General features: G+C 69.2%; 15 protein-coding genes and 1 pseudogene. 6 read left to right on the top strand and 10 right to left on the bottom strand.

What is annotated here, in order from left to right; translation table 11 throughout:
- The first annotated feature begins 60 nt into the window (after window positions 1-60).
- The gene (locus ACZ0AE_RS20235) at window positions 61-963 is read left to right on the top strand and encodes a LysR family transcriptional regulator (protein WP_463602005.1); all 903 of its coding nucleotides are present in this window, start codon (window positions 61-63) and stop codon (window positions 961-963) included.
- Window positions 964-974: 11 nt separating this feature from the next.
- On the opposite strand, the gene ACZ0AE_RS20230 is transcribed toward ACZ0AE_RS20235, so the two are convergent.
- The 3 genes and pseudogenes from ACZ0AE_RS20230 to ACZ0AE_RS20220 all read right to left on the bottom strand — a co-directional run bounded on the left by ACZ0AE_RS20230 (window position 975) and on the right by ACZ0AE_RS20220 (window position 3,144).
- Window positions 975-1,343, bottom strand: a complete 369-nt coding sequence (locus tag ACZ0AE_RS20230; protein WP_244880153.1) for a hypothetical protein — start codon at window positions 1,341-1,343, stop codon at window positions 975-977.
- Between the two features lie 190 nt (window positions 1,344-1,533).
- Complete coding sequence (leuE, locus tag ACZ0AE_RS20225) at window positions 1,534-2,160, bottom strand: leucine efflux protein LeuE (protein ID WP_463602004.1); 627 nt, start codon at window positions 2,158-2,160, stop codon at window positions 1,534-1,536.
- A 13-nt stretch (window positions 2,161-2,173) separates the two neighbouring features.
- A pseudogene (locus tag ACZ0AE_RS20220) lies at window positions 2,174-3,144 on the bottom strand (LysR family transcriptional regulator).
- A 90-nt stretch (window positions 3,145-3,234) separates the two neighbouring features.
- On the opposite strand from ACZ0AE_RS20220, the gene ACZ0AE_RS20215 reads away from it, so the two are divergent.
- Window positions 3,235-4,242 (top strand): zinc-binding alcohol dehydrogenase family protein, encoded by a 1,008-nt coding sequence (locus ACZ0AE_RS20215; RefSeq protein WP_038691577.1) that lies wholly within the window; start codon window positions 3,235-3,237, stop codon window positions 4,240-4,242.
- A gap of 44 nt (window positions 4,243-4,286) precedes the next feature.
- Window positions 4,287-4,940, top strand: a complete 654-nt coding sequence (gene nfsB, locus ACZ0AE_RS20210) for an oxygen-insensitive NAD(P)H nitroreductase (RefSeq protein WP_463602003.1) — start codon at window positions 4,287-4,289, stop codon at window positions 4,938-4,940.
- 6 nt (window positions 4,941-4,946) lie between these two features.
- Here nfsB and ACZ0AE_RS20205 read toward each other — a convergent pair whose 3' ends face one another.
- A complete protein-coding gene (locus ACZ0AE_RS20205; RefSeq protein ID WP_463602002.1) occupies window positions 4,947-5,378 on the bottom strand; it encodes a glutathione S-transferase C-terminal domain-containing protein in 432 nt (143 codons plus the stop codon).
- Between the two features lie 50 nt (window positions 5,379-5,428).
- Here ACZ0AE_RS20205 and ACZ0AE_RS20200 point away from each other — a divergent pair, with 50 nt between their 5' ends.
- From ACZ0AE_RS20200 to ACZ0AE_RS20190, 3 genes are all read left to right on the top strand, one after another.
- Window positions 5,429-7,012, top strand: coding sequence for a DNA recombination protein RmuC (locus ACZ0AE_RS20200; protein ID WP_038691582.1), 1,584 nt, complete (start codon window positions 5,429-5,431; stop codon window positions 7,010-7,012).
- Window positions 7,013-7,086: 74 nt separating this feature from the next.
- Complete coding sequence (locus ACZ0AE_RS20195) at window positions 7,087-7,464, top strand: hypothetical protein (protein WP_463602001.1); 378 nt, start codon at window positions 7,087-7,089, stop codon at window positions 7,462-7,464.
- Between the two features lie 56 nt (window positions 7,465-7,520).
- Window positions 7,521-8,081 (top strand): glutathione peroxidase, encoded by a 561-nt coding sequence (locus tag ACZ0AE_RS20190; RefSeq protein WP_463602000.1) that lies wholly within the window; start codon window positions 7,521-7,523, stop codon window positions 8,079-8,081.
- A 59-nt stretch (window positions 8,082-8,140) separates the two neighbouring features.
- Here the strand turns inward: ACZ0AE_RS20190 and ACZ0AE_RS20185 are convergent, their stop codons facing one another.
- The 6 genes from ACZ0AE_RS20185 to ACZ0AE_RS20160 form a co-directional block, all read right to left on the bottom strand.
- Window positions 8,141-9,145, bottom strand: a complete 1,005-nt coding sequence (locus ACZ0AE_RS20185; RefSeq protein WP_463601999.1) for an MlaA family lipoprotein — start codon at window positions 9,143-9,145, stop codon at window positions 8,141-8,143.
- A gap of 1 nt (window position 9,146) precedes the next feature.
- Window positions 9,147-9,458, bottom strand: a complete 312-nt coding sequence (locus ACZ0AE_RS20180; protein WP_463601998.1) for an STAS domain-containing protein — start codon at window positions 9,456-9,458, stop codon at window positions 9,147-9,149.
- Window positions 9,448-10,110, bottom strand: a complete 663-nt coding sequence (locus ACZ0AE_RS20175) for an MlaC/ttg2D family ABC transporter substrate-binding protein (protein ID WP_038691592.1) — start codon at window positions 10,108-10,110, stop codon at window positions 9,448-9,450. Before ACZ0AE_RS20175 ends, ACZ0AE_RS20180 begins: the two co-directional genes overlap by 11 nt.
- Window positions 10,107-10,634 (bottom strand): outer membrane lipid asymmetry maintenance protein MlaD, encoded by a 528-nt coding sequence (gene mlaD, locus ACZ0AE_RS20170; protein WP_038691593.1) that lies wholly within the window; start codon window positions 10,632-10,634, stop codon window positions 10,107-10,109. Before mlaD ends, ACZ0AE_RS20175 begins: the two co-directional genes overlap by 4 nt.
- A 64-nt stretch (window positions 10,635-10,698) precedes the next feature.
- On the bottom strand, window positions 10,699-11,448 hold the full coding sequence (locus ACZ0AE_RS20165) for an MlaE family lipid ABC transporter permease subunit (protein WP_128095231.1): 750 nt from the start codon (window positions 11,446-11,448) through the stop codon (window positions 10,699-10,701).
- Window positions 11,448-12,236, bottom strand: a complete 789-nt coding sequence (locus tag ACZ0AE_RS20160) for an ABC transporter ATP-binding protein (RefSeq protein WP_038691596.1) — start codon at window positions 12,234-12,236, stop codon at window positions 11,448-11,450. Before ACZ0AE_RS20160 ends, ACZ0AE_RS20165 begins: the two co-directional genes overlap by 1 nt.
- Window positions 12,237-12,271 lie beyond the last annotated feature (35 nt).

Raw genomic sequence — 12,271 nt, 5'->3', positions numbered from 1 at the left:
CCGCTGCACCATGTGGATAAACTGGTGTTCGCCACATCGACCTTGAAGGCAGGCTTCACAATGTCCTCCCAGCCCCCGCTGTCTGCCGTGGTTGCCTTCGCCCGGGTGGCCGAGCGCGCCAGCTTTACCCGCGCCGCCGATGACCTGGGCGTCTCGCCATCGGCGCTGTCGCAGACCGTGCGCGCGCTGGAGGCCAGCCTCGGGGTGCGCCTGCTGCACCGGACCACGCGCCGGGTGGCCCTGACCGAACACGGCGCGCGCTTCCTGGCGCGCGTGGGCGAAGGCCTGGCCCAGATCGAGGCCGCCTTCGTGGACCTGGACAGCGTGCGTGCGGTACCGGCCGGCAAACTGCGCATCAACGTGCCGCGCGTGGCCGCCGAACTGCTGGTGCTGCCGCACCTGCCCAGCTTCCTGGCGCGCTATCCCCAGGTGGAGGTGGAGCTGTTCGTGGAGCCGGGGCTGGCCGATCTGGTCGCCGGTGGCTTCGACGCCGGCATCCGGCTGGGCGAATCGCTGGCGCGCGACATGATCGCCGTGCCGATCGGCCCACTGGAGCGGCAGGTGGTGGTGGCCACGCCGGCCTACTTCGCGCGCCACGGCGAACCGCAGACGCCGGCCGCGCTGGTCGACCACGCCTGCATCGTGCACCGGCTCAGCACCGGCCGGCTGATGCCCTGGGAGTTCAGTCGCGACGGCCGCGATTTCGACGTGGCGGTGAGCGGGCCGCTGGTGTTCAACGACACCGCCCTGATCCACGCGGCGGTGCGTGCCGGATTGGGCATGGGCCAGGCCTTCGAGGCCGTGGTGGCCGCCGACGTGGCCGCCGGGCGCCTGCGCTGCGTGCTGCAGGACTGGCAGCAGCCGTTCGCGGGATTCCACCTGTACTACCCGGCGCGCGAGCAGATGGCGCCGAAGCTGCGGGTGTTCATCGACCACCTGCGGGAGGCGTTGGACGCGCGCTGAAGCGGCGCGCGTCAGCCGGCGAGAAGGTCGGGTTGATCGTCCACCAGCGTGCGCAGCCACAGCGCATCGCCCGGCAGCCCGTGGGGAAACACCACCCGGTCGTCGCAGGGGAAGCGCTTGCAGCGCAACACGCCGTGCGCGTCGAATACCCGCCAGCCCTGCGCGGCCTCTTCGGCCTCGCGGATGCGCCGACGCAACGCCAGGTCCAGGCTGGCCTGGCAGTCAAACCGGCACGCGCGCAGGTCGATGCGATCCAGCGGCTGCAGGCCGGTGAGGATGCGGCTGACCGCCGGGTGGGCCAGGTCGACACGGCCGGTGGCCATGCCGAGCAGGCGCTCGCGGTGACCGGCAAGGTGGTGGACGAAATACACGGGCGGCATCGGTTCCTCGCGTGGGGCGCGCGGTCGCACTGGACGGCAACCGTTGGGCGATGGGGCCGATTGGACACCGCGAGGGCGTCGCGGGGAATCTCAAGTTGCTTATCGAAAGCACGCGTTCCGATGACGTTGGCTATTCGCCGCGCGGCACCGGTGCCCGTCGGATCGGCGCATCGGCCCGCAGGGCGGGGCGTCAGCCGCTGACGCCGAGCCGCACGCCAAAACCGATCAGGAAAACACCCGCTACGCGCTTCAGTAGAAGTCCTACACGAGGATACTGAAGAATCCTACGTCGCAACAGGTTGCCCACCCCGATCAGCACCGAGCAATACGCCAGCCCCATGACGAAGATGATCACCGCCATGGTCGCGAACGTGACCACGCCCTGGTGGCGGGCCGGATCGATGAACAACGGCAGGAAGGCCATGTAGAAGATGATCGCCTTCGGGTTGAGCAGGTTGATCAGCACCGCCTGGCGGAAGTAGTGGCCGGGCTGCAGGCGGATGCCACCTTCTTCGCCCCCGCCGCGCGGCCGGCGCAGCAGGCTGATGCCAACCCACACCAGGTACGCCGCGCCCAGGTACTGCACCGCGTGGAACACCAGCGGGTTGGCCTTGAGCAGCGCGGCCACGCCGGCCACCGCCAGCCACATCAGGATCTGGTCGCCCAGCAGCAGCCCGAACAGCGCCGTGTAGCCGCCGCGTACGCCGCCGCGGCCGGTGGCGGTAAGCAGGGTGAACGTGCCCGGGCCGGGCAGGGCCAGGAACACCAGCACGGCGGCAACGAAGGTCCACAGGTCCTGGATGCCCATCCACGGCATGGCGGCGACTCGACTACGGGGGAGCACCATTGTCCGGCACCACCCCCCATCCCGATAGCGTCAGCCGACCGTGCGCGGCAGATCCTTCAGCAGCGGTTGCAGGCGCTGTTCGAACATCGCGTGCAGCTGGCGGATGGCCGGGGAGAACTGCTTGCGGTGCGGGCACACCAGGTTCAATGGCAGGCTGTCGCCGGCACCGCCCAGCAGCACCTGCAGGCGCCCGGCGCGCACGTCGGCGCACAGATCCAGCCACGACTTGAACACAATGCCTTCGCCGGCCACGGCCCAGCGCCGCACCACGTCGGCATCGTCGCAGACCATGTTGCCGCGCACCGGCACCACCACCCGGCGCCCGTCCACCTCGAAGTTCCAGCGGTCGTAAGCGCGCCCGGCCAGCTGGTACAGCAGGCAGTGGTGGTCCTTGAGCGCCTCCAGGCTGTCGGGCGTGCCATGCCGGGCCAGGTAGTCCGGCGCCGCCGCCAGCACGCGGCGGTTGCCCGGCAGCAGCGGCAGCGCCACATAGCTGGCGTTGTCGAACCGGCCCAGGCGGAAGGCGATGTCGACCGGATCGCGGAACACGTCGGCCACCTGGTCGGACAGGTGCAGGCGCAGCTGCAGCTTCGGGTGCGCGCGGCGGAACTCGCTCAGCCACGGCAGCAGCACGTGGCGGCCCAGGTCCGACGGCGCGGCCACCTGCAGCACCCCGCGCAGTTCGGCATCCTCGCCGCGCACCCGCGCCTGGCCCTCGCTCAGGGCGGCCAGCACTTCCTGTGCGTAGGGCAGGTACAGCGCGCCTTCGGCGGTCAGGCGCAGGCTGCGGGTGGAGCGCACGAACAGGCGCAGGTCCAGCTCGCGCTCCAGCCGGGCCACCGCCGCGGCCACCTGCCCGGGCAGCAGGTCGGCTTCGCGTGCGGCGTTGGAAAAGCTGCCCAGCGCGGCGGTACGCACGAACAGGCCGAGATCGTCGACGCGGACCATTTTCATTCCCACAGTGAAAGTGCTGCCCGATTCTGCGCCTTTCCGGCGCGCGGCGTGAAGCGCAGGCTGTGCGTCTTCCCGAACGGATCTGCCCCGATGAAAGCTGTTGCCTATACCGAACATGGCCTGCCGATCAGCGACCCGCGCGCGCTGCAGGACGTCACCCTGCCGATCCCGCAGCCGGGCCCGCGCGACCTGCGCGTGGCGGTCCGGGCGATCTCGGTCAACCCGGTGGACACCAAGGTGCGCAACGGCGTGGCCGTGACCGAGCCGCGGGTGCTGGGCTGGGATGCGGTGGGTATCGTCGATGCCGTGGGCGATGAGGTCACCCTGTTCCAGCCGGGTGACGCGGTCTTCTATGCCGGCGCCATCGGTCGCCCGGGCAGCAATGCCGAGTACCAGCTGGTGGACGAACGCATCGTCGGCCACAAGCCCGCCAGCCTGGATGACGCCGCTGCGGCCGCCCTGCCGCTCACCGCGATCACCGCCTGGGAACTGCTGTTCGACCGCCTGCGCATCGCCGAGGGCGGTGGCGAGGGCCAGACCCTGCTGGTGGTGGGCGCGGCCGGCGGCGTGGGCTCGATCCTGGTCCAGCTGGCCCGCCAGCTGACCCGGCTGACGGTGATCGGCACTGCCTCGCGCCCGGACACCCAGGACTGGGTGTATGGCCTGGGCGCGCACCATGTGATCGACCATTCGCAGCCGCTCACCGACGGCCTGCAGCGGCTGGGCATCGCCGAGGTCAGCCATGTGGCCAGCCTGACCCACACCGACCAGCACTACGACCAGATCGTGGCCGCGCTCGCCCCGCAGGGCCAGCTGGCGCTGATCGACGACCCCGGCCAGCTCGACGTGATGGCGCTCAAGCGCAAGAGCCTGTCGCTGCACTGGGAGTCGATGTTCACCCGCTCCAGCTTCAACACGCCGGACCTGCAGCGCCAGCACGACCTGCTGGAACGGGTCGCCGCGCTGGTCGACGCCGGCGTGCTGCGCACCACCCTGGGCGAGCACTACGGCCGCATCAACGCCGCCAACCTGCGCCAGGCCCACGCCCTGATCGAGAGCCACCGCGCGCGCGGCAAGCTGGTCCTCGAAGGCTTCTGAACCCCTTATTGCTCCCTACTGAACCCGCAATGGACTCTGTTCCCATGACCCTCGCTCCGGTGGCCCTGCGCCGCCACACCACCAAGGCCTACGACCCCACCCGCACGCTGCCGCCCGCGGTGCTGGAGGACCTGCTGGAGGTGCTGCACAACGCCCCCTCGTCGGTGAATTCGCAGCCGTGGCACTTCCTGGTGGCCGGCACTCCCGAGGCACGGGCGCGCATCGCCCGCGCCACGCAACCCGACCAGCCCTACAACACCGCCAAGATCACCGACGCCTCGCACGTGATCGTGTTCGCCACCCGCACCGGTATCGATGACGCGTACCTGGCCCAGGTGATCGACCAGGAAACCGCCGACGGCCGCTATCCCAGCCCCGAGGCGCGCGAAGGCCAGCGCGGCGCGCTGCACCACTACGTGGACCTGCACCGCCACACCCTGGGCGACGTGCAGCACTGGATGCAGAAGCAGACCTACCTGGCCGTGGGCACCCTGCTGCTCGCGGCGGGCGTGCACGGCATCGACGCCACCCCCATGGAAGGCTTCGACGCCGAGGTGCTGGACGCCGAACTGGGCCTGCGTGCGCGCGGCTTCACCAGCGTGGTGCTGGTGGCGCTGGGCTACGGCAGCGCGGCCAACTTCAATGCCGGCCTGCCCAAGTCGCGGCTGCCCCGCGAGCAGGTGTTCACCCAGCTCTGAACGGCGTCAGGGCACGCCGTTGTCCACGTGCAGGGCAAAGCCCGCACGTGGACCCAGCCGTGCGAACCACGCCTGCACCGCCGGAAATAGCGGCTTTTCGCCCGGGGTCATGCGCCAGCGCTGGGTCGACAGTCCCAGCACGATGTCGGCCAGGCTGAAGTGGTTGCCGACCACATGCGCGCCGGTCTGCGCCAGCTGCCGGTCCAGCACGCCCATCAGGCGATTCCAGTGCGCCAGGCTGGTTGCCGCTGCTGCGGCATCATCCCGCAGCACCGGGACCTGCGCGTTGGGATTGAACCGGCGCACGCAGGCATCCAGGTCCGCGTCGGCCGCCCCGGCGTCGGCGCCGATGTGCCGGTAATCGAGCTCCAGCTCGGCGCATAGCCACAGCACCTTGCGTACGTTGATCGAGGTCGACTTCCCATACAACTCCAGCATGTACCCGCCCGACGCAGCCAATGAGACCGGCTCAGCCTACACTTGCGTGCATGCAAACCGAATTCCTGATCCTTGGCGGCCTTGTCTGCGTCGTCCTCGTCCTGCAGCTGCTGGTCCTGCTGCGGCGTTCCCAGCATGGCGGTCTTGAACAGGCCCTGCGTGACGAAGCGCGGGTGGGCCGCGGCGAACTGCGCGAGCAGCTGGAAGGGCTGGGCCGGCAGCAGGACGCGCGGCTGGAATCCTTCGCGCGCGCGCTGACCGACCTGTCCACCCGCACCGACCAGCGCCTGGATCTGCTGCGCGATGCGCTGGGCGAAGATGCGCGCAAGGCGCGCGAAGAGAGCGCGCTGGCCCAGCAGCGCACCGGCGAACTGCTGGCCCAGCGCCTGCACGACATGCGCGCGCAGCTGGACGTGTTCGGCCAGCAGCAACAGGCCCGTATCGAGGCCTTCGGCCAGCAGCTGGTGGAACTGACCACGCGCACCGACAGCCACATGGTCGCGCTGCGCCAGGCCCTGGGCGAGGACGCCCGCAAGGGTCGCGAGGAAACCGCGCAGTCGCAGCAGCGCCTGGCCGAATCGCTGGGCCTGCGCCTGCAGGAGATGACCCAGCGCAACGAGGCCCGCATCGGCGAGATGCGCGCCACGCTGGAGCAGCAGCTCAAGAGCCTGCAGACCGACAACGCCGAAAAGCTCGACCAGATGCGCGTCACCGTGGACGAGAAGCTGCAGACCACGCTGGAAGCACGCCTGGGCGCCTCGTTCCAGCTGGTCTCCGACCGCCTGGAGCAGGTCCAGCGCGGGCTCGGCGAAATGCAGCAGCTGGCCACCGGCGTGGGCGACCTCAAGCGCGTGCTGACCAACGTCAAGAACCGCGGCAGCTGGGGTGAAGTGCAGCTGGACAACATCCTGGAGCAGACCCTGACCCAGGAGCAGTACGCACGCGGGGTGAAGGTGCGCCCGGACAGTGGGGAAATGGTCGACATCGCCGTGCGTCTGCCGGGCCGTGGCCACGAGGACACGCCGGTGTGGCTGCCGATCGATTCCAAGTTCCCGCGCGAGGATTACGAACGCCTGCTCGATGCGCAGGAACAGGGCGACGCTGATGGCGTGCGCGTGCAGGGTGCGCAGCTGGAACGCGCCATCCGCATCCAGGCCAAGTCGATCTGCGACAAGTACATCGTGCCGCCGCACACCACCGATTTTGCAGTGATGTTCCTGCCCACCGAGGGCCTGTACGCCGAAGTGATCCGCCGCCCCGGCCTGGTCGACCTGCTGCAGCGCGAGCATCGCGTGGTGGTGGCCGGGCCGACCACCGTCACCGCGTTGCTCAACAGCCTGCAGATGGGCTTCCGCACGCTGGCCATCGAGCAGCGTTCCAGCGAGGTGTGGAGTCTGCTGGGCGCGGTCAAGAGCGAGTTCGGCAAGTTCGCCGGCATCCTGGAAAAGGCCGAGAAGCAGATCAGCACGGTCGGCCGCAGCCTGGGCGAGGCCAGCCGCAAGACCCGCACCATCGAGCGCCGCCTGCGCGGCGTGGAGTCGCTCACCGCCGAGCAAAGCCAGGACCTGCTGGAAGACACCACCGGCGAAGACGACGACAGCGGCATGGACGAGAGCAGCGGCGCGCAGGACTGACACCTGGCGTACATGCCCCGCATGCACGTGATCGCGCATGCTGTGCACCTGTCGATCGTTCAAGGAATATCCGCATGCGCCTGACCCTGTTGTTGTCCCTGCTGCTGGCCGTGGCCGGGTGCGCCAGCACCACCACCCCGGATGGCCCCGTGCCTGCCGACGGTGCCGCTACCGCGACCCCGGCAACCCTGGACGCGGCCGCGTGCCGGCAGGCCGGTGGCGCGCTCACGCCGCTGGGCCGGCTGCAACGCGTGCAGTGCGTGGTGCCCTACGCCGATGCCGGCAAGGCGTGCAGCGCCAAGGCCGACTGCACCGGCCAGTGCCTGGCGCAGGGCGAAGTAGCCCCGGGTGCCAAGGCCCAAGGCCTCTGTCAGACCGACATCAGCCAGAACTTCGGCTGCCGCCAGCGCATCGACGGTGGCGTGGCATTGGGCACGATCTGCGTTGATTGATGCTTTCCCGCCATGGGCCCGCCCGTGGCGTCCCTGTCCCAACCCAAGGAACTGTAGTGAGCCAGACTGTCTACGACATCCCCGTCACCACCATCGAAGGCCAGCCGTCGTCGCTGGCCGACTACCGCGGCAAGGTGCTGCTGGTGGTCAATGTGGCCTCCAAGTGTGGCCTGACCACGCAGTACGAAGGCCTGCAGCAGCTGTATGCGGCCAAGCACGATACCGGCCTGGAAGTGCTGGGTTTCCCGGCCAACAACTTCCTGGGCCAGGAGCCGGGCAGCGAGTCGGAGATCCAGCAGTTCTGCCAGCTGGAATACAACGTGGCCTTCCCGCTGTTCGCCAAGATCAGCGTGGCCGGCGATGACGTGCACCCGCTGTACCGCGCGCTGACCGACGCACAGCCGGCCGCCACCGGCGAAGGCCCGATGCGCGAGAAGCTGGAAGGGCTGGTCACCAAGTACCCGGAGCTGGTGGTCAACCCGGCGCCGGGCGTGCTGTGGAACTTCGAGAAGTTCCTGATCGGTCGCGACGGCCAGGTCATCGCCCGCTTCGCCCCGGACGTGGCCGTCGACGACGCCCGCCTGGTGGCCGCGATCGACGCCGCGCTGGCCGCCTGAGTCACGGCGGGGCGCAGGCCCAGGAAAAAACCCCGCCTTGGCGGGGTTTTTTTGTCCGGTCAGTTGCCCCAGTTGGGCATCGGCATCGCATCGATCGGGATCGGGGCGGTGTCGTCGGCGTCCTTGCCGCGCGCATGCTTGCCGCGCAGGTCGTTTTCGATCTGGTAGTTGCGGCGCTGCAGCCAGGCATCACGCACCAGCGTGTACTCGTCCACGGCGTTGTCGCGCATGTCGTCGATGGCCAGCAACTGCGAGCGCATATCGACGAGCTGCAGGCCCTGCAGGCCGATGCGCACCTTGTCTTCCTCGATGGTGCGGATCGGCGAGAGCGGCATGTCGCCGGCCAGGCCGAACACGTCGCGCACGGTACGCGGGCCGAAGAACGGCAGTTCCACGTAGCGCGAACGGCGCCAGCCCCAGGCACCCAGGGTCTGGCCGAAATCTTCCTTGCGGCTGGGCACCAGCGCCTTGCTGGCCGGGTCGAACAGCCCGCCCACGCCCAGCGTGGAGTTCATCAGGAACCGGCCCAGGCTGTCCCAGGCATCGTCCGGACGGCCCTGCAGCAGCTGGTTGGTGATGGTCACCGGGGCGCGCAGGTTGTTGAAGAAGTTGCTGACGCCGGTGCGCGCGAAGCGGGGCACCACGTGGGTGTAGGCGGTGGCCAGCGGACGGGCGATGGCGCGGTCCACCACGTTGTTGAAGCTGTGCACGCGGCGGTTGAGCGGCTCCCACGGATCGTAGGTGGCGCGGTTGGGCTCGGTGCCGTCAACGCTCGGCGCCGGGCCGCCGTACAACGCGGCGAAGTCATCTTCGGCGTTGGTCGGGGCAGCATCACCGCTGGCCGGCGGCGTGCCGGCATCGGTGGGCGCCGCGACATCGGCAACGGGGGCCGGGATGTCAGTGCTGGCGCTGTCGGTTGCGGCAACCGCGGTGTCGGTCGTGGCTGCAGCAGCGCTGCTGTCCACGGCAACACTGGCCGGGGCACTGTCGCGCGCGGGCTTGCCGGCACAGGCGGTCAGCGCCAGCGCCAACACGAGAAGGGGGAGGGTGCGTATGACGTTCATGTCAGCTCGCCGCAGAAAGGGCATGGAAATCCAGGGTCGGTGCGAGCCGGTAGGCGGCACTGAGTTCGTTGTAACCGGTGGGGCTGCCGATGATCTCCGCGGTGCCGCCGGCCGCGCGCGCACGCGCCGCCAGTTCGGCCAGCAGCGCCAGGCCGGCGCTGTCCACCCGCGTCACCGCCGTCAGGTCGAGCTCGCGCACGCCCTCCGGCGATGACAGCGACGGCCACAAGGCGGTCGCCGCCGCGCGGTCCAGCACGCCGCTGAAGACCAGCGCCGTGCCGTTGCGCTGCACGCTGGCGCTGTTACTTGCCACGGGGCGCCTGACCGGCCTGCATGGTGCCGTTGCGCAGTTCGGTGGCCACCTGCTGGATCGACTTCTGGCGCAGCGGCGCATCGAACTGGGTCTTGAAGGTCTGCACGTAGGAAATGCCTTCGATCATCACGTCGAAGATCTTCCACTGGCCGTTGACGTTGCGCATCAGGTAGTCGACCGGGGTCGGCTCGTTGCCGGCGCGCATCAGTTCGGTGGACACGCGCACGCCGCGGTTGCCCGGCAGCGGCGACTGGCCCTTCAGGCGGAAGGTCGGCTTGCCCTGGATTTCCAGCAGGGCCGCGCCGTAGCGCTGCATCAGGTTGTCGGCCATGGCATCGGCGAACAGCTTGACGTCGGCATCGGAGGCACCACGGCCGTGCACGCCCAACACCAGGCGGGCGGCGTAGTCACGGTCGAAGGTCTTGTTGAGCTCGCTGTTGATGAAGCTGCGCAGCACCGTCGGGTTGGCGCGGAACTCGCTGCGACGCTGCTGCAGCGTGCTCAGGATGCGCGTGCTGGCGTCGAGCACGGCCTTGCCGGCGTCGTTCTGCGCGGCAGCGGCCGGAGCCGGGGCCGCCTGGGCGAAGCCCAGCGAGGGAAGGCTGGCGAGCAGGGCCGAGGCAAGCAGGGCCGGAATCAGTTTACGGGTCATTTCTGCGGTTCCGTTGCAGGCGCTTCAGCGCCGTGGGCGTCCTGGGACTCAGTGCCACCGGCGTTGGCCGGGCCACTGAACATGTATTTGCCAACCAACTGCAGCAGGTCTACCGCCGGCTGGGTGAAGGCGATCTCATCGCCGGACTTGAGCACGTCCGGATCACCGCCCGGCTGCAGTCCGATATAGCTCTCGCCAAGCAAACCGCTGGTGAATATGCCCGCCGAGGTGTCGGCCGGCAGATCCTTGAACTTCGGGTCCAGCTTCAGGGTGACGATGGAATCGAACTTGAGCGGGTCCAGTTCGATGGCGCCAACCTGGCCGACGGTCACGCCGCCAATCTTGACCGGGGCCTGCTTGCGCAGCTGCCCGATCTGGGTGAAACGCGCCTTCAGTTCGTAGCCGTCGCTGCCAAAGCCCCAGCGTTGGTTGGTGGAGGCGACGGCCAGCACCAGCAGCGAGGCCAGCGCCAGCAGCAGGAATGCGCCGACGGAAAATTCGAGTCTGGGACCGCGGATGGCCATGGTTGTCTCACTGTTCGTTTGTCAGGTGCCCAGGCGTGCCCGGGCGGGTTTCATGGATCGGTGTTCAGCGGAACATCATTGCCGACAGCACGAAGTTGAACATCAGTACCAGCAGCGAGGCGTTGACCACCGCGCGGGTGGTCGCCACCGAGGTGCCTTCAATGGTGGGTTCGGCGTGGAAGCCCACGTAGGACGCCACCAGCGCGGCGGTACCGCCGAAAATCGCCGACTTCAGCATTGCCACGCCGAAGTCGTCCCAGAAGTCCACGCTGTTGCTCAGCGCCGACCAGAACACCCCGTTGTCCAGGCCCAGCACGTGGACCGCTTCGAAGTAGCTGGCGCTGATGGCCAGCGAGCAGAAGATGCCGGTGAGCAGGGGCACGGTGAGCACCGCCGCCCAGAAGCGCGGGGCCACCACCTTGGCGATCGGGTCGATGGCCATCAGCTCCAGCGCCTTGATCTGGTCGGTGGCGCGCATCAGGCCCAGTTCGGCGGCGATCGAGCTGCCGGCGCGGCCGATGAACAGCAGCGCGGTCAGCACCGGCGCCAGTTCGCGGTACAGCGACAGCCCCAGCAGCGTGGACAGCGCATCGGCGGCGCCGAAGGTGGTCAGCGTGCGGTAGCCCTGCAGGGTCAGCACCAGGCCGACAAAGGCACCGCCCACGGCGATGATCGGCAGCGAGCGGGCGCCCACCTTGTAGATCTCGCGGGTGAGCTCGGCCAGGAAATCGGCAGTGGGCAGTGAACCGCGCAGCACCGTCAGCGAGAACAGGCCGGCGCGGCCCAGCGAGCGGGTGGCGTCAACAAACGGCATCAGGCAACCCTCGCGCGCGGCGCGGCATCGAACGGAATCGGGCCATCGGGCTGGCCGTGCAGGAACTGGCGCAGCAGCGGGTCCTGGCTGGCGTCCAGGTCGGCCGGGCTGCCCTGGAACACCACGCCGCCATTGGCGATCGCGATCACCTGGTCGCAGATCGGCAGGGTCTCGTGCACATGGTGGCTGACGATGATGCTGGTCAGGCCCAGGCTGTGGTTGAGGCGCTGGATCAGGCTCATGATCACCCCCGAGGCGATCGGGTCCAGCCCGGTCAGCGGCTCGTCGTAGATCATCAGCGGCGGGTCCAGGGCCAGCGCGCGGGCCAGCGCCACGCGCCGGGCCATGCCGCCGGACAGCTCGCGCGGCCAGGCATCGGCGGCGGCCAGCAGGCCCACCGCGTGCAGCTTCATGTCCACCAGGCGGCGCAGCACCGGGGCCGGCAGGCGGGTGTGGGTGCGCAGCGGCAGGGCGACGTTCTCGGCCACGGTCAGGTCGGTGAGCAGGCCATTGCCCTGCAGCAGCACGCCCACGCTGCGGCGCATCTCGCGCAGCGCACTGCTGCGCTCGGGGATCGGCTGGCCGAACAGGGTGATCGTGCCGGCCACCGGGCGCAGTTCGCCGGTCAGCGCCGCCAGCAGGGTGGACTTGCCGCTGCCCGACGGGCCCAGCACAGCGGTGATGCTGCCGCGCGGCACCTGCAGCGAAACGTCGCGCAGGATGCTGCGACCGCCGCGATCGATACGCACGTTGGACAACTGCACCAGCGGGACTTCGGAAGCCGTCATGGACGCCATTAACAAAATTCCAACGTTGTAAGATC

This window comes from Stenotrophomonas sp. AC248 (genome assembly GCF_979258185.1).
Note: the sequence above shows the minus strand (reverse complement) of the source record. Positions and strands in the feature narration are given on the sequence as shown.

Coding starts and splice junctions, on each gene's coding strand:
- ACZ0AE_RS20235 (WP_463602005.1), top strand. CDS start 61: ATGTCCTCCCAGCCCCCGCTGTCTGCCGTGGTTGCCTTCGCCCGGGTG.
- ACZ0AE_RS20230 (WP_244880153.1), bottom strand. CDS start 1,343: ATGCCGCCCGTGTATTTCGTCCACCACCTTGCCGGTCACCGCGAGCGC.
- leuE (WP_463602004.1), bottom strand. CDS start 2,160: ATGCCGTGGATGGGCATCCAGGACCTGTGGACCTTCGTTGCCGCCGTG.
- ACZ0AE_RS20215 (WP_038691577.1), top strand. CDS start 3,235: ATGAAAGCTGTTGCCTATACCGAACATGGCCTGCCGATCAGCGACCCG.
- nfsB (WP_463602003.1), top strand. CDS start 4,287: ATGACCCTCGCTCCGGTGGCCCTGCGCCGCCACACCACCAAGGCCTAC.
- ACZ0AE_RS20205 (WP_463602002.1), bottom strand. CDS start 5,378: ATGCTGGAGTTGTATGGGAAGTCGACCTCGATCAACGTACGCAAGGTG.
- ACZ0AE_RS20200 (WP_038691582.1), top strand. CDS start 5,429: ATGCAAACCGAATTCCTGATCCTTGGCGGCCTTGTCTGCGTCGTCCTC.
- ACZ0AE_RS20195 (WP_463602001.1), top strand. CDS start 7,087: ATGCGCCTGACCCTGTTGTTGTCCCTGCTGCTGGCCGTGGCCGGGTGC.
- ACZ0AE_RS20185 (WP_463601999.1), bottom strand. CDS start 9,145: ATGAACGTCATACGCACCCTCCCCCTTCTCGTGTTGGCGCTGGCGCTG.
- ACZ0AE_RS20175 (WP_038691592.1), bottom strand. CDS start 10,110: ATGACCCGTAAACTGATTCCGGCCCTGCTTGCCTCGGCCCTGCTCGCC.
- mlaD (WP_038691593.1), bottom strand. CDS start 10,634: ATGGCCATCCGCGGTCCCAGACTCGAATTTTCCGTCGGCGCATTCCTG.
- ACZ0AE_RS20165 (WP_128095231.1), bottom strand. CDS start 11,448: ATGCCGTTTGTTGACGCCACCCGCTCGCTGGGCCGCGCCGGCCTGTTC.
- ACZ0AE_RS20160 (WP_038691596.1), bottom strand. CDS start 12,236: ATGACGGCTTCCGAAGTCCCGCTGGTGCAGTTGTCCAACGTGCGTATC.